The sequence below is a fragment of the Endozoicomonas numazuensis genome (genome assembly GCF_000722635.1).
GTDB classification, from domain to species: domain Bacteria; phylum Pseudomonadota; class Gammaproteobacteria; order Pseudomonadales; family Endozoicomonadaceae; genus Endozoicomonas_A; species Endozoicomonas_A numazuensis.
In genome coordinates this window covers 855074-880404 of record NZ_JOKH01000003.1, presented here as the reverse complement: position 1 = coordinate 880404, position 25331 = coordinate 855074, and the positions used below count along the sequence as shown (strand labels likewise).

Annotated in this window: 20 protein-coding genes; 18 read left to right on the top strand and 2 right to left on the bottom strand. The window is 45.3% G+C overall.

The window, feature by feature from the left end; all coding sequences use genetic code 11:
- The first annotated feature begins 6 nt into the window (after positions 1-6).
- The 12 genes from GZ78_RS16580 to GZ78_RS16525 all read left to right on the top strand — a co-directional run bounded on the left by GZ78_RS16580 (position 7) and on the right by GZ78_RS16525 (position 15135).
- Positions 7-528: a MotA/TolQ/ExbB proton channel family protein gene (locus GZ78_RS16580; RefSeq protein ID WP_034838124.1), complete on the top strand. Its 522-nt coding sequence runs from the start codon at positions 7-9 to the stop codon at positions 526-528.
- A 112-nt stretch (positions 529-640) separates the two neighbouring features.
- On the top strand, positions 641-1045 hold the full coding sequence (locus GZ78_RS16575; RefSeq protein ID WP_034838121.1) for an ExbD/TolR family protein: 405 nt from the start codon (positions 641-643) through the stop codon (positions 1043-1045).
- A gap of 14 nt (positions 1046-1059) precedes the next feature.
- Complete coding sequence (locus GZ78_RS16570; protein WP_034838117.1) at positions 1060-1680, top strand: TonB family protein; 621 nt, start codon at positions 1060-1062, stop codon at positions 1678-1680.
- 3 nt (positions 1681-1683) lie between these two features.
- On the top strand, positions 1684-2949 hold the full coding sequence (locus tag GZ78_RS16565) for a tetratricopeptide repeat protein (RefSeq protein WP_152558786.1): 1266 nt from the start codon (positions 1684-1686) through the stop codon (positions 2947-2949).
- A 461-nt stretch (positions 2950-3410) separates the two neighbouring features.
- A complete protein-coding gene (locus GZ78_RS16560) occupies positions 3411-3743 on the top strand; it encodes a helix-turn-helix transcriptional regulator (protein WP_034838112.1) in 333 nt (110 codons plus the stop codon).
- On the top strand, positions 3733-4986 hold the full coding sequence (locus GZ78_RS16555) for a type II toxin-antitoxin system HipA family toxin (RefSeq protein WP_034838111.1): 1254 nt from the start codon (positions 3733-3735) through the stop codon (positions 4984-4986). The genes GZ78_RS16560 and GZ78_RS16555 overlap by 11 nt, the downstream gene beginning before the upstream one ends.
- Before the next feature lie 508 nt (positions 4987-5494).
- Entirely contained in the window at positions 5495-7387 is a 1893-nt protein-coding gene (locus GZ78_RS16550) for an ABC transporter transmembrane domain-containing protein (RefSeq protein WP_161787412.1), read from the top strand.
- Between the two features lie 143 nt (positions 7388-7530).
- Positions 7531-9327: an ABC transporter ATP-binding protein gene (locus GZ78_RS16545; RefSeq protein WP_034838108.1), complete on the top strand. Its 1797-nt coding sequence runs from the start codon at positions 7531-7533 to the stop codon at positions 9325-9327.
- Between the two features lie 25 nt (positions 9328-9352).
- Complete coding sequence (locus GZ78_RS16540) at positions 9353-9850, top strand: GNAT family N-acetyltransferase (RefSeq protein ID WP_034838106.1); 498 nt, start codon at positions 9353-9355, stop codon at positions 9848-9850.
- Between the two features lie 172 nt (positions 9851-10022).
- Positions 10023-13091 (top strand): efflux RND transporter permease subunit, encoded by a 3069-nt coding sequence (locus GZ78_RS16535; protein WP_034838104.1) that lies wholly within the window; start codon positions 10023-10025, stop codon positions 13089-13091.
- 41 nt (positions 13092-13132) lie between these two features.
- On the top strand, positions 13133-14218 hold the full coding sequence (locus GZ78_RS16530) for an efflux RND transporter periplasmic adaptor subunit (RefSeq protein ID WP_051786254.1): 1086 nt from the start codon (positions 13133-13135) through the stop codon (positions 14216-14218).
- A gap of 281 nt (positions 14219-14499) precedes the next feature.
- Entirely contained in the window at positions 14500-15135 is a 636-nt protein-coding gene (locus tag GZ78_RS16525; protein ID WP_034838102.1) for a hypothetical protein, read from the top strand.
- Positions 15136-15197: 62 nt separating this feature from the next.
- Here GZ78_RS16525 and GZ78_RS16520 read toward each other — a convergent pair whose 3' ends face one another.
- The gene (locus tag GZ78_RS16520) at positions 15198-16169 is read right to left on the bottom strand and encodes an aldo/keto reductase (RefSeq protein WP_034838100.1); all 972 of its coding nucleotides are present in this window, start codon (positions 16167-16169) and stop codon (positions 15198-15200) included.
- 325 nt (positions 16170-16494) lie between these two features.
- A complete protein-coding gene (locus GZ78_RS16510; protein ID WP_034838096.1) occupies positions 16495-16800 on the bottom strand; it encodes a DUF1244 domain-containing protein in 306 nt (101 codons plus the stop codon).
- Positions 16801-17238: 438 nt separating this feature from the next.
- Here GZ78_RS16510 and GZ78_RS16505 point away from each other — a divergent pair, with 438 nt between their 5' ends.
- From GZ78_RS16505 to GZ78_RS16475, 6 genes are all read left to right on the top strand, one after another.
- The gene (locus tag GZ78_RS16505) at positions 17239-17682 is read left to right on the top strand and encodes a PTS sugar transporter subunit IIA (RefSeq protein WP_034838093.1); all 444 of its coding nucleotides are present in this window, start codon (positions 17239-17241) and stop codon (positions 17680-17682) included.
- Positions 17660-17956 carry a PTS sugar transporter subunit IIB gene (locus GZ78_RS16500; protein WP_236631591.1) on the top strand — a complete coding sequence of 99 codons (297 nt, stop codon included), beginning with the start codon at positions 17660-17662 and terminating at the stop codon, positions 17954-17956. The genes GZ78_RS16505 and GZ78_RS16500 overlap by 23 nt, the downstream gene beginning before the upstream one ends.
- 13 nt (positions 17957-17969) lie before the next feature.
- Positions 17970-19325, top strand: a complete 1356-nt coding sequence (locus GZ78_RS16495) for a PTS ascorbate transporter subunit IIC (RefSeq protein ID WP_034838087.1) — start codon at positions 17970-17972, stop codon at positions 19323-19325.
- Positions 19326-19348: 23 nt separating this feature from the next.
- Positions 19349-20185, top strand: coding sequence for a transketolase (locus tag GZ78_RS16490; protein WP_034838561.1), 837 nt, complete (start codon positions 19349-19351; stop codon positions 20183-20185).
- Positions 20182-21117 carry a transketolase family protein gene (locus GZ78_RS16485; RefSeq protein WP_034838084.1) on the top strand — a complete coding sequence of 312 codons (936 nt, stop codon included), beginning with the start codon at positions 20182-20184 and terminating at the stop codon, positions 21115-21117. Before GZ78_RS16490 ends, GZ78_RS16485 begins: the two co-directional genes overlap by 4 nt.
- A 360-nt stretch (positions 21118-21477) precedes the next feature.
- Positions 21478-25263: a YobI family P-loop NTPase gene (locus GZ78_RS16475; RefSeq protein WP_034838078.1), complete on the top strand. Its 3786-nt coding sequence runs from the start codon at positions 21478-21480 to the stop codon at positions 25261-25263.
- Positions 25264-25331: the final 68 nt, after the last annotated feature.

Sequence of the window (25331 nt, the reverse complement as noted above, 5' to 3'; positions counted from 1 at the left end):
TTGGATATGCTCTGGTTAATAGAAGAGCTCGAATCCATCCGCCGTTTTTTGGGCATGGGCGGCGATGTACTGATGATGTTGTTTGTACTGACTCTGCTGCTCTGGGTATTGGTGATTGAGCGTTATCTCTACTTTTTCACTGAGTACCCAAAGCTGATTAAGAAAACCATGGCCGACTGGGATGCCAGGGCAGATAAATTGTCCTGGAATGCCAAAAAGATCCGTCTGGCCATGATTTCTGAAGTCTCTCTGAGTGTGAATCGCGGGATGCCCATGATCAAGACTCTGATAGCACTTTGCCCACTGCTGGGTTTGTTAGGTACTGTCGTGGGCATGGTTTCGGTATTTGATGTACTGGCCGTCACAGGGACAGGTAGCCCCAGAGCGATGGCGTCAGGTATTTCAAAAGCGACGATCCCGACTATGGCGGGTATGGTGGCAGCCCTCTCTGGCCTTTATTTCAGTGCCTTGCTGGAGAAACGTGCTAACCGGGCAACGCATCAGGTTTCAGACTCATTACAGCATTAAGCTATGGCTGTTGGATAAAGCCCATTCTCACCGTTAAGTGTGGGAATGGGGGCCAGGCAGAATAAAAACAATAAGAACTCATCCATGAAGTGCAGGGTGGGAGGAACGAAAAATGAGAAGACGTTACAGTAACGGCGCTCAGGAAGATGCAGGAATCGATATGACCCCGATGCTAGACATCGTGTTCATTATGTTGATCTTCTTCATTGTGACAACGTCGTTTATTAAGGAAGCGGGCATCGACGTAAACAGACCTACTGCGAACTCTGCTCAGGTAGTCAAAAAAGGCAATATCATGATTGCTGTCAGTGACACAGGCGCTGTCTGGATTGACAAACGCCGAGTGGAAGTAGGCGCTGTTCGAGCCAACGTAGAGCGACTGAAAGCAGAAAACCCGGAAGGGGCTGTGGTTATCCAGGCGGATAAGGAATCCAAGTCCGGTATCGTGGTTGAAGTCATGGATCAGGTCAGGCTGGCAGGGGTCTACAGTATCTCGATTTCAGCGAAAGAGCAGTAAGGCTGGAGGCGCCCATGCGTTATCTGATATCTCTGGGTCTTGGCTTTGCTGTTGCACTGGGTCTTTTTGCCGTCATGAATGCGCTGGTTAACAGCAATAAGCATGAGCTGGCAAAAGCTGATGATACACGTATCAGTGAATTTATCCGGTTGCAGCGACCTGAGACCATTAAAGAAAAGAAAAGGGAAATCCCTAAACCTCAGCCGAAAAAGCCGCCGCCTCCTCCGGAAATGAAGATTTCCCAACAGGTGGATAAACCGGTGATTGAGCAGGTCAAAATGGACATTCCAAAAATGGATGTTGATCTTGATCTGGCGGTGGGAGATGGAGCAGGTTCCTTTGCCTCCAGTGGTTTGTCCGCTAGTGGTGGCCCTGTGCCTCTGAACAAGTTCAGTCCGATGTACCCTCGGAAAGCGCTTCAAAGTAGTGTGGGTGGGAGTGTCGTTTTTCAGTATACGGTGTCCAAAGATGGCCGTGTGACTGACGTAAAAATTCTTAAAGAAAAGCCAAGAGGCAAGGGATTTGGTAAAGCCATTAAAAAGGCCGCCGCCAAATGGAAGTTCAAGCCTGCAATGGAAGATGGTATTGCCATAGCCAGAACCCAGCAGCAGGAATATGAATTTACGCTGGAGTAAACCATGAATGGAATAAAGCGATTGCTCCCCAGAAAGGCTGCGCTCTCCTTAATGGTTGTAGGGCTGAGTGCCACTCTGAATGTAGCGATGGTTCAACCTGCGAGTGCAGCACCTAAAAAAGCCCCTGAGCTGAGGCAGATTACCTATAAATACCTGCTGAAGGCTCAGGAACAGTTAGCTGAAGATGATTACCCTGCTGCTCAGGCGAGTCTTGAGCATGTTCTTGGTAAGGTGAGTGGCAGCAAGTACGACAAAGCAGCTGTTAACCAGATGCTGGGTGTCGTTTATGCCAATCAGGAGCAGTTTGATAATGCACTGAAGTTTTTTAGAGCTTCTCTATCTGAAGATGGCTTGCATGTACCTGCCGCTCAGCAAGTACGCTACAACTTGTCTCAGCTTTTAATGATGAAAGGTGAGTACAAGGAGGGGGTGGAAGTTCTGCTGGAATGGATGGCAAACCTCGAAGAGGGAGTGGCAGTTCCTGCCAGAGCCTGGATTATGCTGGCCAATGGTTACTCCCGGCTGAATCAGTGGGAGAACGTGATCGAACCCGCTACTAAAGCGATAGAGGTTTCGAAAGAGCCGCCTGAATCCTGGTACACCTTGCTTCTGGCTGCGCATTATGAACTTAAGGATATCCCCAGTGCCATTAAGGTTCTGGAGACCCTGGTTAAGATTGCGCCAGAAAAGAAGAAGTATTGGTTACAACTTTCTGGCATGAATATCTCTATTAAACGTGATCGTCAGGCTTTGGCTGCTCTGCGTGCAGCTTATCGCCACGGTCTCTTTGATAAGGAAAGCGATTACACTCAGCTGGCTAACTTTCTGACTTACAGACGTGTGCCTTATCAGGCCGGGATCGTGTATCAGGAGGGTTTGGACAAAGGGATTGTTGAAGCTAGCTTTGACAATTATAAGCGTCTGGCTAACTTCTGGTCCCATGCCAAGGAGTCAAGAAGAGCAGTTGAGGCATTTTATGAAGCTCTGGCCTTGAAGAGCGATGCAGACCTGCAGTTAAAGCTCGGTCGTATGCTCGCTCAGTCGGAACGCTTTGATGAGTTGCTAAAGCTTGCTGCAGATCCTGCTGAGGGTATGAAAGACAAACATACTGGTGAAATGCTGTTTTTATCGGGTATGGCCCATTATCAGTTGGGGGATACTCGAAGGTCTCTGGAGCTGATGCGCAAAGCTGCCGAAATCAAGAGCAGTCGCGGTAAGGCTAATTCCTGGATTGGATTTCTGGAACAGGACCTGAAAAGCAGCAGCTAAAATGAGTCAGATTTCTGCCTCTGGTGCAGAGGTCTGAAAAATGAGTGATGACTGGGCAAAGGCACCTGAACCACTTTATTCAGTCGATCATTATTCAGTCGAACATTGCTGTTTTCCTCCCTCCCTCTGACTGCCATACGGGTTTATCCCGGGTGGGAGGGGGGAACCTTATTGATACTTTTCTCGTTAATTTTTCTAACTCTGGTTTTCTGGAACCTGGGATGGTTCTTCAGGCGCCATTGGCAGCGCTACTTTTTCTGTGTGCTTTTTTTAGTTCTGGTGTCTGTTGCTGAGCTGTTACCACCCTTGCAAATTCTGGCTGACCGGCGCACTGGGTGGATGATATTCAGGGGGAGACCTGAACCCTTTTCGACACGCCATTGTTAAGATTGATTATTATATTAGCCATAAGGTTATTTTGTGACTATTATTAAAGTCAAAATTGATCTCATGGTTGATCTATGGCTAAAGCGCGACGTTATTCCGGATACTCTGAAGAAGCCGTCATTCTACTGGGTAAGCAGATAAAGCTGGGTAGAAAACAGCGTCAATGGTCCGAGGTGGAATGTGCTGAAAGGGCTGGAATTTCCAGGGCTACATTGCAAAAGATCGAAAAGGGTAATCTGTCCTGTGCTATCGGTCTGGTGTTTGAGGTGGCTTTTTTGACCGGTGTTCCTCTTTTTCAGAGTGAGCCTGTCTCTATGGGAGGTAAGCTGGACAGAGTTGAAGATAAAATCAGGTTGCTACCTGATCGAATACGAAAACGTCATAAGGAGGTAGGTGATGACTTCTGAGTATCGGGAAGCGTTTGTCTGGGTCTGGTTAAAAGAAGAAACTGAGCCCGTGGTGGCAGGGAGGTTAACCCTGGATGGTGATCGGTTGGTTTTTAACTATGGACGTAGCTATTTACAAAGAAAGAATGCTATTGCACTTTTTGAACCAGAGTTACCACTAAAAGCGGGTATTCTTGAACCTGACGCGGGTCATGAAATTCATGGTTGTATTCGTGATGCCTCTCCAGATGCCTGGGGCCGCAGAGTTATTATTAACCGCCTGTTAGGGTTAAAAAAAGGACATATTGATACGGCTCTACTTTCTGAACTGACATACCTCCTTGAGTCAGGTTCAGATAGAGTGGGAGCACTGGATTTTCAGCGGTCTGCTTTTGATTATGTTCCCCGACTTTCTGAGGGCGTTTCAATGGCGGAATTGCTTGAGGCTGCAGAGAGAGTTGAGCAGGGCATGTCAGTACCTGTTGAGCTTGAGCAAGCGCTTTACCATGGAACCTCCATTGGAGGTGCTCGTCCAAAAGCCCAGATTGAGGACCAGGGCAAAAAGTACATTGCCAAGTTTTCTTCAAGTTCTGACTTGTACAGTGTTGTGAAAGCTGAATATGTAGCTATGAAACTTGCCAGCCTGGTGGGTATCAAAGTGGCTAATGTGAGTCTGAAGTCTTCTGCTGGCAAGGATGTTCTATTGGTCGAAAGGTTTGATCGGGAAGCTAGCAAATCAGGTTGGTTGAGAAAGCATATGGTATCGGCTCTGACATTATTGGGGCTTAATGAAATGCAGGCACGTTATGCCAGTTATGAACAGCTTGCTGATCTGGTAAGAGCAAACTTTGTGAATGCATCCGATACCCTGCGTGAACTGTTTGGCCGAATCACTTTTAATATAATCTGTGGAAATACTGATGATCATGCCAGAAATCATGCAGCTTTTTGGGATGGTAACGGTTATACCCTGACGCCTGCCTATGATATCTGTCCTCAAGGCCGTTCAGGAAATATAGCGTCTCAGGCAATGTTGATTCGTGGAGGGCAAAGGCAGAGTCAGCTTTCAATCTGCCTTAAGTCTGCAAATGCGTACCTTTTAAGTGAGCAAGAAGCCAAGGATATTATCGATTTTCAGATCAAGACGGTAGAGTCAAGCTGGGAGTCAGTGTGTAGTGATGCTGGGCTGAGCAGTGTTGACATGCGGCTATTGTGGAAACGAGCTGTTCTTAATCCTTATATCTTAGAAGGTTTTTCACGGTAGAGTGCCTCTGTAAAAAGAGGTGAAACCAGAGTAAAAAAAATCACCTTTAGATAATCCCAACTATTGCATCAGTTATACGGCTAAGTGATAATACTTATTCCTGATGCTTCTACCCTGCAAAAGGATAAGGAATAAACAGCCATGAGCATCGAAAGTGTTTATGAAACACTTTCTAACAGATAGCACCTCAATCATCAGCCAACAGCTGGAATGCAGCCTGATACTTCACCAAGCACAGGGTCTGCATCATCAAGAATAACAGCCATGAGCCCAATAAAAAGGTGAAGGAGTAGCAACATGATCAATACCGCCCATAAGACCATTGTCACGTCTAAAGCCACTATTACCGGCAATTCATGCCGTGTTTCCCGTGTGGCAGGTCAGGGTGGAATGCTGATCCCCCTGCCTTGACGACCCGTCAGCACGACCGGTAACGGTCAAACAATCGATACAGAATAAAACCTGCTGAATGACTGATGCATTGCTGCGATGTTATGTCTGCAATGTTATGTCTGTATCGTTTTCAAAAAGAATTCTAAAGAAGTTTGATTGGCTTGATGCAGCACGACGCAGGTTGGCTATGGCTATCTGCATGCTGCATACAGGCATTTCGGGGGAAATAATGGATATTTTCTGGAACCTGGGATGGTTCTTCAGGCGCCATTGGCAGCGCTACTTTTTCTGTGTGCTTTTTTTAGTTCTGGTGTCTGTTGCTGAGCTGTTGCCACCCTGGCTGATCGGGACACTGGTGGATGATATTCAGGCGGGTGAGTTGAGCGCGGAGAGTATCGTCAAGCCGATTATGTTGATCGCCTTGACGGGAGTACTGGTCTACATCTTCAGAAATGGCTGGAGGATTCTGTTGTTCGGCGGAGCCATTGAATTGGGTCGAGTGATGAGAAGTCGTTTGTTCCATCATTTTACCCGGATGTCACCAGAGTTTTATCACCGTCACAAAACCGGTGATTTGATGGCTCATGCGACTAATGACGTGAAGGCGATTGAAGCAACCGCTGCGGAAGGGGTTCTGACTCTGGTGGACTCTGTGGTGGCCGGTTCAGCGGTCGTGGTTGCCATGATCTGGGTCTGTGGTTGGCAGATGACCGCTGTGGCTTTGATGCCTTTTCCTGTTATGGCCTGGCTGATGTTTCGATATGCCTCTTTATTGCATAAGCGATTTCGTACTGCGCAGGAAACATTTTCTGATTTGAATAACCGGGTTCAGGAGTCTGTGTCTGGTATTAGAGCCATACGAGCTCATGATTTGAATCAGGCGCAAAAAGCTAAATTCAGGGAGCGGTCTGAAAAAACCAATGATGCCAACCTGAAAGTGGCCAGCGTTGATGCATTGTTTGATCCAACCATTGCGGTGTGTGTTTGTCTTTCCATTATGGGAAGTCTGGGCTATGGCGCTTGGAGAATCAGCAGTGGCCTTATGACGGTGGGAGAACTGACAACTTTCACGATTTATCTCGGCCTGTTGGTGTGGCCCATGTTTGCTTTCGGCTGGTTATTTAACATTGTGGAACGCGGCAGTGCTTCTTTAGCTCGTCTCCAGAAACTGATGGCAGAGATGCCCGATGTTGAAGACAGAGCTGTGGACGTGCAGGAAAAGCCGGAAGGGAATATTGAGTTTACCGCTCAATCTTTCACTTATCCGGGGGCAGAGCAGACATCGCTGGGATCACTGAGCTTCAAGGTTGAAAGGGGGGCTTTTGTGGGCGTCTGTGGACGAACCGGCAGTGGCAAAACGACTCTGTTCAGATTGTTATTAAGAGAATATGACCATCAAGAGGTTTCTATAAAAATAGGGGGGCGTTCACATGACTCTGTGAGCCTTGATGCTTTAAGGAGTCGTTTTGCGGTGGTGTCTCAGGAGCCTTTCCTGTTCTCGGCCACTATTGCAAACAACATTGCCTTTGGTCGACCGGATGTTTCGCAGGATGAGGTGGAGCGAGTCGCAAAGCTGGCCTGTGTTCATGACGATATTCTGGGTTTTACGGATGGCTATGAAACCCTGCTGGGAGAGAAAGGTATCAACCTTTCTGGAGGACAGAAACAGCGGATTACCATTGCACGGGCGCTCTTGCTGGAGGCTGATATCCTGCTTTTTGATGATGCTTTCTGTTCACTGGATATGAAGACCGAAGCACAGATTTTAGAAAACCTGATGAACAGCGATCAGCAGAAAACGCTGATTCTGATCACCCAGAGACTGACCAATCTTCATCAAGCGGATCATTTGATCGTGCTGGAACAGGGGGAGATTGCAGAGTCCGGTAGCCACAGTGAACTGGTCAGGAGTGGAGGTTGGTATTCACGTATCTTCCAGCGTCAGGCGATGGAGATTACTGATCAGAAAGACTCTGTAGAAACAATAGAATCGGTGGCCGTCAGTTAATGAAATTATCTTAAGTCCGACAGGCTTCTGGCTTCTGTTTGGGAATGAAATTATCTGAAGAGCTTGAGCTCTTGATGATGACCTGAGAACGAAAAAAATAATGAGGAGTGTGTGGTCAAAGATGATCACACAGGGAGTGAACCTTGGAAAGGTTAGAAAAAAAGAAGCAGTTCAAACGACTGCTTCGCTACGGATTGCCTTATAAAAACAGGCTGGCTTTGAGCTTTTCTCTGCTAATGATTGCAACAGTAGCAGGGCTTACAGCACCGATTGTCATGAAGACTTTTATTGATGACCATGTGGTGCCAGGTAATTGGGAAGTGACCGCGATAGCCACTTTGGCGGTGTTCTTTTTGGGTCTGTATCTGATTGATGCATTCATGACCTGGATGGAAACAGTGCTGTTTCAGAAAGTGGCACTGGCTATTGTTCATGACATACGGCAACAGGTGTTTAATCACTTGTTCCGCCTGCCAATGTCTTACTTTGACAAAGAACCTGTGGGTAAGTTGGTGTCACGAGTGACGAATGACACTGAAACCATTAAGGATCTGTTTGTCAGTGCTTTGCCTGAGACGCTGAAAGGGATCATCACGGTGTGTGGTGTGGTTGTCGCCATGTTTTTGCTGGATGCCCGGCTGGCCTGGTTCTGTATAGCGATTTTGCCTTTTATTTTTGGCTGCATTTTTCTCTATCAGAAGTACAGTCATCCAGTTTTTCATGCGTCTCGAACGGTGCTGAGTGACATTAATACCCGAATTAATGAGTCGATTCAGGGTATGCCGGTTATCCAGACACTGCGTCAGCAAAAACGGGTCAGTGATCAGTTTGAGCAAGCTAATCAGGAATATAAAGATGTACAGAATCGGCTAGTGCGTATCAATGGTCTTTTGTTAAGACCCATGGTTCATTTGGCGTCCACTCTGGCGTTGGCTCTGATGGTGGGAGGCTTTACCGGTCAGGCTTTGAATGGGCCTATCGAGATTGGTTTGTTGTACGCCTTTATCAATTATCTGGACCGGATGTTTGAACCTCTGACCCACGTCACCATGCAAATGCAGGTATGGCAGCAGTCAGTGGTGTCAGCGGAGCGAGTATTCACTCTGATTGATGAACACATAGAGTCAGAACAGGAGAGGCGCAGTGATACCCTGATCTCAAATGGAAAAATTGAGTTCCGGGATGTGGAGTTGTCTTACGACGGTAAAAGCAAAGCGTTGGACGGTATCAGTTTTACTGCTGAACCTGGACAGTTTGTCGCCCTGGTGGGTCATACAGGAAGTGGTAAAAGTTCCATCGTGAATCTACTGATGAGGTTTTATCAGTATCAGGGGGGGGGCATTCTGATTGATGATCAGCCTCTGGCCCATTTTTCAGAACAGGAGCTGCGACAGCAGTTGGGTCTGGTGTTTCAGGAGCCCTTCGTCTTTGAGGGAAGCATTGCTGAAAATATTCATCTCGGTCATGAACAGGTGACCGACAAAGAAGTTTGGCATGCGGCGCAACTGGTACAAGCGGCTGGATTTATCGAGAAGTTACCGGACGGATATGCCCAGGTACTGGGAGAAAGAGGACAGTCACTCTCCAGTGGTGAAAAGCAACTGTTGTCGTTTGCAAGAACGCTGGCCCAGAATCCCAGAATTTTAATCATGGATGAAGCCACGGCGAATATCGACAGTGAAACGGAACAGGCGATCAAGCAGGGGCTTAAAACTCTTCGGGAAGGTCGAACCACGCTGGCCATCGCACATCGTCTGACCACGATAGAAGACGCTGATCAGATTCTGGTGATGGAGAAAGGCCGTATTGTGCAACGGGGGACTCATCAGCAGTTGCTGTCAGAGCCCGGCTTATATCTGGATATGTACCAGTCTCAGAGAAATCAGATAGAAGAAGAGTCATTGCTGGCTGAGGCAAAACCACTTCAACCAGCAATGTAAGTGATAAAAAGAAAAGAGCAAAGCCATGGAAGACGTCATCGTAAGGCATATAGAAAACTGCGATATACCCGGAGTGAGGGACATCTATAAGGGAGAGTCTGCGGTAGCTGGGACTCTGATGGTGCCTCATCCATCGCTAAGCGATTGGGAAAAACGACTCAGTAACCCTCCAGCGGGAGTCTACATTCTGGTAGCAGAGAAGCAGGGGGAGATAGTAGGCCATGGTGCTTTGATGCATCAGCAGAATCCTCGTCGTCATCATGTCGGAGCATTCATGATGGCGGTTAAAGATGAACATCAGGGTCTGGGGATTGGAGGCCAACTATTAGAAGAAATTCTTAATCTGGCTGACAACTGGTTGAATTTACGGCGGGTAGAAATGAATGTTTTTACTGATAATGAGCCTGCTATTCATCTCTATAAAAAATGTGGTTTTGTTGTTGAGGGTGAGTCTCCGGACTACGCCTTCAGAAATGGTGAGTACATGGGGGTTTATCATATGGGGAGGATTAAACAGCTATGAGTGTTCAATCTTCATGAAGTGATGTCGTAAACCCTATGCGCAGTCTGCTCTCAAAAGGAGTCAGGCTGCCATTTAAGAGTAAGTCTTCAGTCAGCCAGAGCTGTTCCTGGTTGCACACTGCTTACAAAGCAAAAACAATAATAATGAATCCTTGTTGGAACAGAGCGAGGTTATGAAACTTACCCGTTTTTCTATTAGTCACCCGTCCGTTGTGGCGATTGTGGTGGCGTTGGTTTTTCTGTTTGGCATTGCCAGTATCCGGGTACTGCCCATACAGTTATTTCCCGACATCGATCGACCTCATTTATCAATAGAAATCTATTGGCGGGCTGCTGCGCCTGAAGAAATGGAGTCTGAAATTGCTGAACCTTTGGAAAAAGCGCTGAAAGGCCTTTCCGGGTTGAAAGAAATGGACAGCAACTCAGGCAGTGGTCGGGTCGAAATTGATCTGGAATTTGCCCTGAATACTGACATGCAGAAGACTCTGCTGGATGTTATTAATCGGTTGAACCGAGTGTCAGGACTGCCCGAAGATATCAGAGGACCTTTTGTGAATAACAACAGTTCCAACGACAATCTGACTTTTCTCTTTATACAACAGTTACCAGGCAATGACCGCTCAATAAAATCCTATCAGTCACTGATCGACAGCCAGGTTAAACCGGTACTTGAAAGTATTCCCGGAGTCGCAGGGGTTGCTGTTCGAGGCGAAGGCCAGAGACAGGTGGAAGTTGAGTTTGATGCCTGGCGAGCCGCCGAGTTGGGGATTACGATTCCGGAATTGTCCCAGAGAGTAGCTGCAGGTTTTGATGTATCTGGCGGAACACTCAATATTGGTCGACGCGAATTCAAATTGAGGCTGGCAGGTCAATACGAAATTGATCAGTTAGGGAACCTGGTCGTTGCCTGGCGCAGTGGGAAGCCTGTTTACCTGAGGGATATTGCTGAAGTCAGTATTACCCGGGGTAAGGAGCGAACGCTTCGCATTCAGAACGGCAACCCGGCAATTGGTTTACAGGTTTTCAGGGAATCCGGAGCCAATGCTCTGGAAGCGCTGATGGCGCTGAAAAAAGAAGTCGCCTGGCTGAATGAAAAAGTATTAAAGCCCGAAGGGATTTTGATGGAGCAGTCATTTGATGCCTCGGTTTTCATCAAAAGAGCCCTGAATATGGTGAGCTCCAGTCTGCTGTTTGGGATCATTCTGGCCATAGGTATTCTTTGGTGCTTTTTGCGTCGTTGGCGAGCCACTTTGATGATTGCCATGGCGATTCCTATTTGCCTGATGCTAACGCTCTGTTTGTTGAATGTGGCCGGCAGAACCCTGAATGTTATTTCTCTGGCGGGACTGGCGTTTTCTGTCGGTATGGTTCTGGATGGTGCCATCGTCGTATTGGAAAGCATTATCAGACAGAGAGAGAAAAACAGTCAGGAGGACAGGGGTGAAAGTGCTGCGGTAGCCGCTGAGAAAGTCTGGGGTGCATTGCTGGCTTCTACTTTAACGACCGTGGCTATATTTCTGCCTGTGCTGCTGTTAAATGACGTGGAGGGGCAGCTGTTCTCGGATCTGGCTTTGACCATTGCTGCGTCGGTGGCCATGTCGCTTATTGTTGCCATGTCAGTATTACCCGCAGCGGCAGCAGCCTGGCTGCCTGAACAGACACTGAAAGACCATTTTCAAACGATTTGGGAAAAACTGTCGGCAACGATCATGACGTTGACTGCGACAGGACGTCGACGCCTGAGCATTATCGTTTTGCTGATGGGGTTGCCGGTGGTTCTGACAGAAGTGGCTATGCCTGGCATGGATTATCTGCCTGAAGTGAAGCGGGATGCTATTGATGTCTGGTTAAATTTTACGCCTGGTACCAGTGTCGAATCCGTTAAAACAGAAATTATGCCAACTCTGGTTGATCGTCTTGATCCCTATATGAAAGGGGAGAAAGAGCCTGCCCTGAAAAACTACTATTTTATCCTTTGGCCCGGAGGCGCCTCTATGGGGGTCAGGGCTGAAGACCAGGCAAAGGTTAAAATGCTGGAGCGGCTGGTGATGGATGATATTGTTCAGGGGATTCCTGATACCAGAGCTTTTGGTGGTCAGGGGAATCTGTTTGGCGGGTTTGGTAATGACAATGGGGTTAATCTTGCGCTTCAATCCAGCAACCTGCCAGCATTATATGAAGCAGCAACACAAGCGATGCCCGTTATTACGGACATATTGCCTGGCGCCAGAGTCAGACCCATGCCCGGCCTGGATTTCACTGCACCGGAGCTTCGTCTAACGCCAGACGATCGTCGTTTGGCAGAGGTGGGCTGGTACCGCTCCAATCTACCGATGGTCGTTCGTAGTCTGGGTGAAGGTGTTCAGCTGGGCGAATATTTTGACGGTGAGGAGCGTATGGATATCATCCTGAAAGGCAAGGATATTCATTCTCCTGAAATGCTGCGTTCTACTCCCTTGATGACGCCTTCAGGAACTGTTGTTCCTCTGGATGAGCTGGTTGATGTTGAAGCCCTTTTGGGGCCCGCTACTATTTTCCGTATTGATCAACGCAGAACCCTGGTGCTCTCTATAAGGCCTCCAGAAGGAATGACTCTTGAAGACACTCTGGAAAAAGTAGAGAGCGCTATTTTACCGGCGATCAAACCATTGATGCCGTCTGATGGGCAGATCAAGGTTGCGGGTAATGCAGATAGTTTGAAACAGGCTATTAGTAATCTGTTGAGTATTTTTGGCTTTGCCTTGCTGATTTTAATGATTTTGCTCTGGGGGTTATTCCGCTCCATAAAAGATGCCCTGATGGTGATTCTGACTTTGCCGCTGGCCACAGTAGGCGGCGTGCTGGCCATCCATCTGCTGAACATGGTGACGTCTCAACCCATGGATCTTTTAACCATGGTGGGCTTCATTATTCTTCTGGGGCTGGTGGTGAACAACGCGATTTTGCTGGTTCATCAATCAAGAACACTCGAAAGACAGGGGTTGAGTCGAGCAGAGTCTGTCCATCAGGCGCTACAGACTCGAATGAGGCCTATCTTCATGACCACAATGACCAGTATTTTTGGCATGTTGCCCTTGCTGCTCAGTCCTGCCACAGGCAGTGAAATCTATCGGGGGCTGGCCGCAGTTATCGTGGGTGGCATGAGCATGAGTGCTTTATTTACCTTACTGTTGTTACCTGCTTTGCTGAGAATGGATTTTGGTAAGAAAGCAGAGGAAGAAAAGGCCGTTGTGGTTTCATAAATGGCTATGAATAAGAACTATACGATAAAAGGGATATAGACGTGTTAACAGAAGCAAGGTGGCTGAAACAACGATCATTGCCTGGATTGGGACTGGCCTGTCTATTGAGTTTCAACTCCTTCAAGGCGCTGGCTGTCAGTACTGTGTCGTATGCTGAAGTGTCTGAAGAATCAAGAGCGCCTTTAAACTGGTATAACGGCTCAGTAGCCAGTCAGCAGAAGGCAGAGCTGAGTGCTGAGATCAGTGGCCGCATTATCTGGTTAGCGGATTTTGGTCAGCGGGTAGAAGCGGGTGATGTGGTAGCCAGAATTGATGATAGGCAGTTGCAGCTTCAACTAAAAACCAGTGCAGTGGTATTGGGAAAAGCAAAAAGCATACTCAATTATCTCAAGACCGAGCTGGACAGGCTGGAGTCATTGCATAAAAAGCGGGGCATATCCCGAACCGAGCTGGACAAGGCCAGGCATGATTATGATCTGGCAAGACTGGATGTCGACTATGAGCAGGTAAACCATGAAATCATTCGGGATCAGTTGTCCAGAACGGTGATCAAGGCACCTTTTTCGGGGGTTGTGAATCAGCGTACCCGACAACCTAATGAGCACATTAGTTCGGGCAGCCCTGTTTTACATCTGGTTAATCCGGATGCTTTGGATATTCGAGTTCAGATTCCTATTGAACTGGCTGCGACACTGGAGAGCAAGAGCAGTCTGAAGGTGCAAATGGATGAGCAACACCAACAGGCTGAAGTTTTCCAGAGAGGCGCTAAAGCCGATGCTCAGTCTCGTCTGGTGGAAGTCAGGCTGGACCCTGAGAGTGATCATTGGTTGCCGGGTTCACCGGTAAAAGTGGCGATCCCCATGAGTGCTCTTGCCCAGGTGAAGGTCGTCCCAAGGGATGCCGTGATTCTTAGCGCTGCAGGCAGTGCTGTGTTTAAAATTCTGGAGAATCCTGAAGGTGGTTTGACCGTCAAACGAGTCTCTGTTGAAGTCCTTTTTGGTGATGATGACTCGGTTTCCGTGAAAGGGGATATTCAGCAGGGAGACCGGGTTGTTGTCAGAGGCGCCAGCCGTTTGAGAGACAGTGAGCAGGTCGTGCTTCTGGAGGAAAGTATTCCGGTTTCCTGATTGTTCCTGCTTTTGTATCTCCAGAAGCCAAGCGTGATACCCCATACCGTTCGTCCTTAGCCTGTCGAAGTGCAATAACAACATTCTTCGACAGGCTCAGGACGAACGGGCTAAGAGACTTCATGAAAATCCTTTTTAAGATCTATGACTTATATGAATATTTTCGACTGTTATTAGTGGTGTGAACTGCGTCACAAAAAAAACTGTGACCCTTTTCTGTCCTTGTTGTATGTACGAAAGTGCCTTCAGAATGTGGAAAAAGCAAAACAAGAGGACAGGCTATGGCGGTTGTAAAAGAACTACTTGAGAATAAGCCTTTATCCGTGAATGGGGGATCCCGGCGGCCGACCATCAAAGGTGATCATTACATGTACAGCAATGATTCTTGTTCGGTGACCTATCGAGAGGTCAGGGTGGACGGAAACCTGACGGTAATGGTGGATGTTCGGGTTAATCAAAATGGTGATACCAGTTTCCTGCCCTGGCAGGAAAACAAAATCTGCTCTCTGGTACTTCCTGCACGGGGAGGCCCCTCGGTTTTCCAGACATCTTCTATGTCTGGTTGTGCTTTCTATATTGATAAGATCGGTAATGACCTGATTGTTTATCACGCCAATGCTAACAAGTGTGGTGGTGGACAGGGGTCTCCTCTTGCCAATTATCAGTCACCCAACGCCATTAAATATCTCGACAAGCTTCATGCTTCGGCCGGAAATGATTACCTGGATAACGGGTTTCCTATCTTGCAACGCAAGCTTCAAAAAGAGGAATATTTTAAAGGGGTTCAACAAGCGGGTGGAGGGGCCATGAATCTGGTGGGTTACAGAACCAATGGTCAATGGAAGTTCTACTATCAGGCGGTAGAAGGCAACAGAGTACTGCGTTGTAAACAGTTTTATCCACAGTTACATGACTGATTGAGATTATGTTTGAATTCTGCACTGTGGCCCAGTGCAGAATTCAATGTCTTCGCTTTATATCAAGGCAAAGGCTGGCCTCTGGATGCGATATAAAGTTTGTACCAGTCTTCCCGGCTCATATTGATTGCCATGGCTTGTGAGCAGCCACGAATACGATCTTCATGAGTGGTTCCAATAACAGGCTGGATACTGGCAGGGTGCCTCATCAGCCAGGCCAGAACAATGGCTTCTCTGGATGTCTGATAGGTTTCTGCCATTTCTGCAACCAGTCTGGCTGTCGCTTTCACTGACTCGGGCTGGTGACTGATGTCCTTACCTGTGAATAGTCCCTGATCCAGGCAACCCCAGGCCTGAAGCTGTACATTGTGCTTACGGCAGTAATCCACCATACCCGGGGTAAATCCGGTATCAGCACTTTCGTTCATGGCAACCAGTACACCGTCGTCCACAAAGTCACAGCGTCCCAAACTCAAAGGTAGCTGATTCGTAATCAGAGGCTGCTCAATACAGGAGTGCAGATAAGTAATCTGGTGTTGGTTCATATTGGATACACCAAAATGCCGTACTTTTCCGCTGTCGTAGAGACGAGTAAAAGCTTCAGCGATCAAGTCTGGCTCCATGAGCGGGTCAGGACGATGAAGTAACAGAATATCCAGGTATTCTGTACCCAGTCTTTCCAGAATACCGTCGACACTGAACTCTATCCATTGAGGGGAAAGGTCGTATCGTGCCGGACTCTTTTCATCTGCAAAGCGAATGCCACATTTGGATTGAATAATCAGATCTTTACGGAGTTTGGGTTCCGCTTTCAGCACCGTGCTGAATGCCTGTTCTGCTTTGCCCATGGTATAGATATCTGCATGGTCAAAGAAGTTGATGCCGCACTCCAGGGCGGTGTTCACTGCCTTGTGGGCCAGTGTATAGTCCTGATCGGTAATAGGATTACTGTTCCACTCACCTCCCAAACCCATGCATCCATAGATCAGGCGGCTGGCTTTAGGGGTGTGAATCTGCAACGGGAAACGATTCATACTCAGTTCTCTTGTTCAGGACTGTTCAGAAGAGCTCAGGACTGTTCAGAAGAGCTCAAGGCTGTTCAGAAGAGCCCAAGGCTGTTCAGAAGAGCTCAAGGCTGTTCAGAAGAGCTCAGGACTGTTCAGAAGAGCTCAGGACTGTTTAGAAAAGCTCAAGGCTGTTCAGAAGAGCTCAGAAGAGCTCAGGACTGTTTAGAAAAGCTCAGGGCTGTTTAGAAAAGCTCAAGGCTGTTTAGAAAAGCTCAAGGCTGTTTAGAAAAGCTCAAGGCTGTGTTGGCATCAATATAGCTGTCTGGCAGACATTCAAGTAAGTGTCTGGGCACTACTTGTTTTGTTTCGCTTCAAAAGCCGCTAGCTGCTCTGGAGTAGCCGGTTGCTGATGGTTTTCTTTCCATTGGGAATAAGGCATGCCATAGACGCGTTCTCTGGCTTCATTGTCTGACACCTCAACACCCAGATCATCTGCGGCTGTTTTATACCACTTGCCCAGACAGTTGCGACAGAAATTCGCCAGAATCATCAGGTCAATGTTCTGCACGTCTTTATTGTCATCAAGGTGCTTCAGCAGCCGGCGAAAGGTCGCTGCATCCAGTTTGTCCCGGGTTTCCTGATCAATCTGTGTCGTCATCACATCTTCCTCATACTGTTGGCAGGCAGTGTAAGAAATTGTGGAGCAAGAAAAAAGGACTTTGAAGACAGTGATTATGAGTATTTCAGGAAGAAAGGATGAGTTTACCTGTTTGATATGAATTAAATGTGAACACTTTATGTATTCTTAATTTAAATGGGGACATGGAAAAAACAGTGCGCTGATTGTTTAAAAGATATTTTCTTGTTGATATGAGTCAAGTCTAAATTATGGTTTTTGATCAGGTGTGTTTCTAGTGGTTAATATCTGAATGAAAATTTGATCTGGATCATCTAAATAAAAATCCGGGAATCCTAGACTGAAAAAAGATAACCGATTTATACAAATTACCGTGTCGATTATTAATCGACAAAGATAGGGTTTGCTTTTAAAACACTGCATTTTAGCTCATGCCCGGTTTATTAGTTTGGACGATTTATGCTGAGTCAATTACTTGTTAAAGATCGAATAGCTGTTTTAGAGTCAGTCAATGACTGGCAGCATGCTATTGATCTTGTCTGTGAACCGTTAATTAACGACGGGTCAATTTCTGAGTTTTATAAAGAGGCTATTTTCAGATCTACTGAAGAACTGGGGCCTTACTACGTGGTTGCTCCAAAAATAGCCATGCCCCATGCCAGACCGGATGAAGGGGCTATAAAGAACGCTCTTTCTTTATTGATTGTTAAGGATGGCGTGAGCTTTAAAAGTTCTGAGAACGACCCTGTCCATCTGGTTCTTCTACTGTCTGCTGCAGACAGTAATCAACACATTGAACTGATTACCTCTATCTCGGAATTCTTCTGTCATGAGGGCGATGTCGAGAAAGTAATAGCATCCAGTTCAGTACAAGACATTATTGAAATTATCAAAAACTACTGAGGTTTTTACTATGAGAATTATGGCTGTCTGCAGTACAGGTTTGGGTTCTTCTTTCATGATCGAAATGAAAGTGAAAGAGATTCTAAGTGAAATGGGTATTCAGGGAGAAGTTAATCATACTGATTTGGGCTCTGTTACACCGGATATGGCCGATGTTTTTATTTGTACAAAAGATTTAGCCGGTTCCATTCTTTCAGGCGATGTTATAGCTCTTCCGAATATAACGGATAAAGTGGCTATGAAAGAAAAGCTGAAAGAGTATATGAATCAGTAACAGGGTGTGAAGTATGCTTGAGCTATTAATGGATGTACTCAGTACACCCGCGATTCTAATTGGTCTTGTGGCCTTGATTGGCCTTTCAATTCAAAAGAAACCTGCACCCGATGTTGTAAAAGGTACGATTAAAACCATTCTTGGCTTCCTGGTTATTGGTGGGGGTGCCGGTATTCTGGTAGCGGCTATTACGCCTATGGGTACCCTGATGGAGCAGGGTTTTAATCTTCGAGGTGTTATCCCCAATAACGAAGCCATTTATGCGACCGCCATGGCAGAATTTGGCTCTGCCACATCCCTGATTATGGCATTTGGTATGGTGGCCAATATTGTTTTTGCCCGTTTTAGCAGACTGAAATACATCTTCCTGACAGGGCATCATACACTCTACATGGCTTGCATGATTGCCATTATTCTCAGTGTGGCTGGTTTTGAAGGTTTCACGCTGGTACTGCTCGGCTCCATTACTTTAGGGCTGGTAATGGTGTTGTTCCCGGCTATGGCACAGCCTTTCATGCGCAAGATTACGGGTTCTGATGATGTGGCTTTTGGGCACTTTTCCACGGTTGGTTATGTGGCTTCTGGCCTGATTGGCAAGCTGGTGGGTAAAGGGTCTAAAAGTACAGAAGAGATGAACCTGCCTAAAAATCTGGTTTTCCTTCGTGATTCGTCCATCTCTATCTCACTGACCATGGGTATTATTTACCTGATTCTGGTAGCAGCTGCAGGTGGTGATTTTGTCAGGGAACACCTCAGTGGAGGTCAAAACCCTGTTGTGTATGCAGTACTGAGTGCCATCGGTTTTGCTGCGGGTGTTTTTGTCATTCTTCAAGGTGTCCGACTGGTTCTGGCAGAGATCGTGCCTGCCTTTAACGGGATTTCTCAGAAACTGGTACCAGAGGCCAAGCCAGCCCTGGACTGCCCCATTGTTTTCCCATATGCACAAAATGCGGTGTTGATCGGCTTCCTTTGTAGTTTCCTGGGTGGTCTGGTCAGCATGGGTCTTTTGGGGGCCATGAAACTGACGCTGATTCTGCCGGGTGTAGTGCCTCACTTTTTCACCGGTGCGACAGCAGGGGTTTTCGGGAATGCAACAGGGGGTCGTCGGGGAGCTGCGGTGGGCTCTTTTGTGAACGGCGTTGTGATTACTTTTCTGACACTCTGGTTGTTGCCTGTTCTGGGCGATCTGGGTTTTGCCAACACCACTTTCTCCGATTCTGACTTTGCGGTAACCGGTATCTTCCTGGGCTACATGGCCATGGCCGGTAAAGAAGCCGTGATTCTGGCGATTGCTGCGGTCTCCGCCGGTGTTTTTGCCACGAACTTTATTCACCGTAAGAAAAAGCTGCAGGCTGCCAGTGCTCATTGACCCCGGGATGTAATGTGAAGTTTATGAAATCAAACGAATACCTCAGAGAGATTGAACACCTCAATCTCTCCATCAAGGCAGAAACGGTTAAAGCTCTGCTGCATCTCGGATACGGTCACTTTAGCGGTAGTCTCTCCATATCGGAAACTCTGGCCTGTCTGTATGGTCATTATCTGCATCATGATCCGTCTAATCCAAAAATGGCTGACAGAGATCGACTGGTGCTTTCAAAGGGCCATGCAGGCCCCGCGTTATATGCAACGCTGGCCCTGAGAGGTTTTATTGAGTTGGAAACGCTCAAGACGATCAATGCCAATGGTACGTCTTTACCCAGCCATGCTGATATGAACAAAACAGCAGGTGTCGATATGACAACTGGCTCGCTGGGGCAGGGGATTTCCTGTGCTATGGGCATTGCTATGGGCACAGAATCAAACGTTTTCGCGGTTGTGGGTGACGGAGAGCTTCAGGAAGGGCAATGCTGGGAAGCGTTTCAGTTTGCAGCCCATCATCAGCTGAATAATCTGGTTGTGTTTGTGGATTACAACAAACGACAGTTAGATGGTTATCTGGATGAGATTCAAAAACCGTTTGATCTTCGAGAGAAATTCCAGGCTTTTGGTTTTGACGCGATTCAGGTCAATGGTCAGGATATCAACCAGATTTTCGGCGCCATTGAGCAGGGGTTGGCCAGCAGAGATAAGCCCACAGCCATTATTTTGGATACGGAAAAAGGTCAGGGTTTTCCTTCTATCGTAAATATGTCGTCTAATCATCATTTGCGTTTGGATGATACTTTGAGAAGCGCCATTCTCAAAGATCTGGATGTGATTGAACAGCGACTGGAGAGCCTGAAATGAGCAGTGAACTGAGACATATTCATGCAGAAACACTGCTTGATCTGGCTAGAGAACATCAGGACTTGAGAGTTCTGGAAGCGGATCTGATGGGCAGCGTCAGCACTGGAAAGTTTCAGGCAGAATTTCCTGAACAGTTTATTCAGTGTGGTATTGCTGAGGCCAATATGATTGGTGTGGCAGCAGGTCTTTCCGCAACAGGCTTGGTGCCTTTTGTTCATTCTTTTGGCTGTTTCATTACCCGTCGATGCTACGATCAGCTCTTCCTTTCTGGCGGTTATGCACGGCAACACATCAATATCTTTGGCAGTGATGCCGGAGTGGCTGCAGTGACTAACGGCGGAACACATATGCCGTTTGAAGATGTGGGGTTGATGCGACTGATTCCAAACTCCGTGGTTATTGAGGTATCGGATGCCGCTGTTCTGAAGAAAGCGATGCATTTCAGCTACCAGACTCCGGGGGTTAATTACATTCGCTCAACTCGAAAGGATCTTCCTGATCTCTACAAATCTCCCGATGATATTGAAATCGGCAAGGGACAGGTGCTCAGAGAGGGAGATGATCTGACGATTGTTGCCAGTGGTCTCAGTGTTCATGATGCTTTGAAATCGGCCACCGAGATTGAAGCCTTGATGGGTAAAACAGTGACCGTTGTTGATATGCACACTATCAAACCTCTGGATACCCAGTTGGTGATCCAGTGCATCAATAGAACCGGTAAATTACTGACAGTAGAGAATCACAATGTCACCGGTGGCTTGGGTGACGCGGTGATCGCTGAGCTTCTGGAGGCAGGGGTGGCTCCGACTGCTTTCAGAAAGCTGGGTGTTCGTGAACAGTTCGGGCAGGTAGGGAGTCTGGATTATCTGAAGGATCAGTATGGCATTTCAGCTCAGGCTATTACTGAAGCGGCTATAGCCATGCTGGATTGATAGAAAAAGCCCCGGACTGATCCGGGGCTTTTTTGTCGTTTATCTGCGCTTACTTCGCGTTGACGGCTTTTTACGAGGAGCCCGGTTGTCCCACTGTCCACCACGAGCCTTCTGGAATTTTCCAGCGGGCTTTTTGTTTTGTGGACGACGGCTGTCTTTGCTTTTCTCTTCAGCAGGTACCAGCTGGTTAGGGCCATCGTCAATCAGTTCAGCGTAGTGCAAGTGGTAGTGGTTAAAAAACAGGAAATCTTAAATTTTATCTTTAATTGATTAACTCAAAGCTGGATAAGTTTCTCGCAATTTGTAAGGCGGAGTAGGATAATCAATATGATAGATATTTAGGTTTGATTGTATTGAATTATGGTTTTTAGACAGTTTTTTTCGAAAATCTATAATAAAGCTGTTGTACGTCTTTATTTATATTTTGGTGCTATCACTACAGTATGGAAATCAGCTTTTGAAGAATGGATTATTTATTGGCAAAATCACGATGGTCGCTCATCGCTTAGGCCTCTCACACCGGTATCGCTAAAAGGAGAGAGTATTGCAAAATATGAGAAAGAACTTCTTGCCGGTTTAGATACGAAGAAACAGCCGAAAACCAGAAATATTGCCGTAACGGGTGCCTACGCAGCAGGAAAAAGCTCCTTTCTACACTCTTTTGCTGAGCGAAATCGGCAATTTAAATACATAAAAGTGTCATTAGCTCGCTTTGACAAAATTGAAATAGATACTGATGATGAACAGACTGATGTAGACAAAAAGTCGATTATTGATATAGAAGGAAGTATTGTTCAGCAACTTTTATATACGACTTCTAGCGAGAAGCTTCCAGACAGTCGTCTACAACGCATACAACATCATAGTTACTGGAAAGTTTTTGGATTTACACTAGGTACAATACTAGCTGCTTTTTCTGTAGCAGTCATAATACAAAAAAAATATGGCTGGAGCTGGAGTGAAAGCTCATTGATACAGACGACTAGATCATTCCTCCCTGAAAATATAATCTTTATCATAGAAAGTTTCGCTCCTATAGTAGCTGAACTAATCATTTTTGGTGTGGTTGTTTATCTATTGTCAATTGGAGTGACTTTTTTTCGTAAACTCAAAGTTACGGATTGGACTGTAAAGGGAGGTAAACTTGAAATTGCTCGAAGTGACTCTGTATTAAATAAACATCTCGATGAAATAATTTACTTTTTTGAACGAACTTCTTATAACGTTGTTTTTATTGAGGACTTAGATCGGTTTAATCAAGTACATATTTTTGACGCATTGCGTGAAATTAATAGTCATGTCAATAATTCTGATCTAGTGAAACAACCTGTTTATTTTATTTATGCTATTAAAGACTCAATGTTTGGCTCCAAGGATAGAGTGAAATTTTTTGATCTTATTATTCCTATTGTTCCATATATTGATACAGCTAACTCAGGTCCAAAACTGTACGCTCTTTTGGAAACAATAAAGATAGATGATAAAAAAGCTACTGAGAGTTTAAGCCGTGATTTAATTTACAAAGTGGCAGATTATATTGAAGATATGCGTTTGATTACTAATATTGTTAATGAGTTCGATGTTTATCTTAATAGGATTTCAATTGACGTTGAATTGGATAAGAACAAACTCTTTTCAATGGTTGTTATTAAGAATTTATTTCCTCAGGAACATGCGGAACTAGTTAAACGATCTGGTGTGTTGTTTGAAATTTTCAAGAACTTTTCATTTGAAAAGAAGCGTGCTATAGATTCTTTGAATAAGGATATAAGGAAAAACCAAGATAATATAGAGTCTAGGCGCCAATTGATCCCTGAAAATATTAAAGAGCTTAGATCTATCTATTGGTATAAGATTTTTGAAGATGGTAAAAAGTTTGACTCGACTAGAATATCTGTAGGTCAAAGGGGGCGTGTGGGTATTGATGTGTTTTTAACCGATGAGTTTTGGGAGGAGGCATACAGTAATAATCAGCATATTATTTTGCTTGACCGAAATTATAATAGTATTTTAAATACAAGAATGTCTCTTCGTAATCTTACAAATAGTACTAATCCGACTTATCACGATAAGGTAGGTTTACTGAAAGAGAATATTAGTCAGTCTTTAGGCCGTATTAGATCGATTAGAGAAACTATTAATAAGGTAGAACGGTGTTCGATTAGAGAGTTTTTTCTTTATGAAAATCCTGGCTTCGATTTTTCTTTTGACTTGGCGCAGAAAAATCTAGGGCCTATTATTTATTTCCTGAGAGAAGGTTATTTTTCCGAGGATTATAAAGATTACTTGTCATACTTTTACCCAGGGTCCATCAGCGAAAATGACAAGAGACTATCATTGGGACTTGGTGAAGGAAGAAAGTTTGATTTTTCTCATAAAATTGATAACCCAAGTGCTCTTCTTAAGCATATTACGCCTTCACACCTTTCTGGAAGTCGCGGATTAATCAATGAACTGGTTAAATATTTGATTGATAACAAGTGCTCTACGTTTGAGGAGTATTCTGCTAATAGTTATTTGATGGAGTTGTTTTCTAGGTCGATTGATAACTTTAATCAATTTAGAGAATTTATTCGCCAGTATGATAATGAAAATGGAAACCGAAGAAAGCTAATTGAAGTTATAATGGCAGCGAATCATCATTTAATTAATAAGTGTATGCTTGATAATGACTCATATTCACTGGATAAACAGGCTTTCTTCTACGATATTATGTCGGTTATAGAACCGTCCAAGCATAGGCTGCTATCTAGTGAAATTGTTTCCGTTGTTTCTTCATTTGAAGATATACGTGATATTTACAAGCTTTCTAATGAAAATCCTAAAGCATGGTTCTGGTTTAAAGAAAAAAAAGTTAAATTCAATAATTTAGGATTGGAATATTGTACGAAAGAAATGATAAGAAAAGTAATTGATGATAGACAATATGAAATAAATGTTCATATGATAAGTCTTCTTCTTTCTTTTTCTTATAGTGATGAGCCAGAAGAGTTAGCTCAGGTTAGTTATACAGCATTGATGTCGTCAGATAATGAGATTTTTATTGGGTATATAAATGAAAACCTGAAGGATTTTGTTATCAATACTCTTATTGTTCAGGAAACGGTTTCAGAAGATGAGGAATATTTTATTGATCTTCTAAATGACGATCGGCTTGAGGATGCTCATAAGTTAAGTTTGATTAGGAAAACTGACCTTAAATTGCTTGATCTTAAAAAAGTGAAATCAAAAGGTTTATATGAAAGCCTCATTTCTACCCATCAGGTTGTACCATCATGGAGAAATGTTTTTACTTATTTTGAACAGACTGATGCCGGGAAATTAGATGATAATCTATCTTTATTTTTACAGGATGAAGATAATTTTAAAGCTCTTTCAGATGACGACAGTCTTGGGGAGTATGAAAGTGTCGATATGTTTATCAGTGAGATTTTAGAGTGCGATGATATCAATACCTCGGTATTGGATGGTTTACTTTCATCAATGGGCTTCTTGGGTTCTTGGCATTTGAGGCGTGAACACCTTACACAAGATCGAATGGGTATCTTAGTGGCATGGGATCGACTGCCTTACTCAAAGCAGATCTTAGAATTTATTAATGAGGCGTTCCCTAAACTTGCTCCTCAGTATCTAATTCGTCGTTGGGATGGATTTCATAGGAGTAGTGATGAGGTTGAATTGCCCGGCAATATCATGCTCGGCTTGCTAGTTAGTAACGAACTGACAATTCGGGAAAAATCAAAACTATTCCCATGGTTAGGTGTTGAGATTATAGAGGAGACGAAGGGGCTAAGTAGTCAGATTTTAAAGTTATTTGGACAGCCTTCAGGGAAGGACTTAGCCTTACAGATTGATTTTGATGTATTAAATGCTCTCTTTGAGGATCAAGGGTTAGAATTATCAAAAGTAAGATTGTTAGCATTTCAGCTACATCACTATTGTTGGTCGGAAATTGCTATTCTCTTGTCAAAATTGGAGGTAGGTGGGTTTAATGAACTGTCTCAACAAAAAAGACAGTTCGTGGTGCCCATGAGTGAAGAAAACTTTCTACTGTTGGAAAGTCTCAAAAAGAAGGGGGTTATTGGTAGTTTAAAGATAGAAAAAAGCTACATTCGTGCACACAGCAAACGGTCATTTTTTGATTGAGTAGAAATACTCTGATTAATGCTGGAAACCCCGGAGTTCAGGCTCCGGGACGCTTCTTTTCAGAGTCT

What these genes read in the sequence shown, in the direction of transcription:
- GZ78_RS16580 (WP_034838124.1), top strand. Translation starts at nt 7, where the DNA reads ATGCTCTGGTTAATAGAAGAGCTCGAATCCATCCGCCGTTTTTTGGGC.
- GZ78_RS16575 (WP_034838121.1), top strand. Translation starts at nt 641, where the DNA reads ATGAGAAGACGTTACAGTAACGGCGCTCAGGAAGATGCAGGAATCGAT.
- GZ78_RS16570 (WP_034838117.1), top strand. Translation starts at nt 1,060, where the DNA reads ATGCGTTATCTGATATCTCTGGGTCTTGGCTTTGCTGTTGCACTGGGT.
- GZ78_RS16565 (WP_152558786.1), top strand. Translation starts at nt 1,684, where the DNA reads ATGAATGGAATAAAGCGATTGCTCCCCAGAAAGGCTGCGCTCTCCTTA.
- GZ78_RS16560 (WP_034838112.1), top strand. Translation starts at nt 3,411, where the DNA reads ATGGCTAAAGCGCGACGTTATTCCGGATACTCTGAAGAAGCCGTCATT.
- GZ78_RS16555 (WP_034838111.1), top strand. Translation starts at nt 3,733, where the DNA reads ATGACTTCTGAGTATCGGGAAGCGTTTGTCTGGGTCTGGTTAAAAGAA.
- GZ78_RS16550 (WP_161787412.1), top strand. Translation starts at nt 5,495, where the DNA reads ATGTCTGTATCGTTTTCAAAAAGAATTCTAAAGAAGTTTGATTGGCTT.
- GZ78_RS16540 (WP_034838106.1), top strand. Translation starts at nt 9,353, where the DNA reads ATGGAAGACGTCATCGTAAGGCATATAGAAAACTGCGATATACCCGGA.
- GZ78_RS16535 (WP_034838104.1), top strand. Translation starts at nt 10,023, where the DNA reads ATGAAACTTACCCGTTTTTCTATTAGTCACCCGTCCGTTGTGGCGATT.
- GZ78_RS16525 (WP_034838102.1), top strand. Translation starts at nt 14,500, where the DNA reads ATGGCGGTTGTAAAAGAACTACTTGAGAATAAGCCTTTATCCGTGAAT.
- GZ78_RS16520 (WP_034838100.1), bottom strand. Translation starts at nt 16,169, where the DNA reads ATGAATCGTTTCCCGTTGCAGATTCACACCCCTAAAGCCAGCCGCCTG.
- GZ78_RS16510 (WP_034838096.1), bottom strand. Translation starts at nt 16,800, where the DNA reads ATGACGACACAGATTGATCAGGAAACCCGGGACAAACTGGATGCAGCG.
- GZ78_RS16505 (WP_034838093.1), top strand. Translation starts at nt 17,239, where the DNA reads ATGCTGAGTCAATTACTTGTTAAAGATCGAATAGCTGTTTTAGAGTCA.
- GZ78_RS16495 (WP_034838087.1), top strand. Translation starts at nt 17,970, where the DNA reads ATGCTTGAGCTATTAATGGATGTACTCAGTACACCCGCGATTCTAATT.
- GZ78_RS16490 (WP_034838561.1), top strand. Translation starts at nt 19,349, where the DNA reads ATGAAATCAAACGAATACCTCAGAGAGATTGAACACCTCAATCTCTCC.
- GZ78_RS16485 (WP_034838084.1), top strand. Translation starts at nt 20,182, where the DNA reads ATGAGCAGTGAACTGAGACATATTCATGCAGAAACACTGCTTGATCTG.
- GZ78_RS16475 (WP_034838078.1), top strand. Translation starts at nt 21,478, where the DNA reads ATGGTTTTTAGACAGTTTTTTTCGAAAATCTATAATAAAGCTGTTGTA.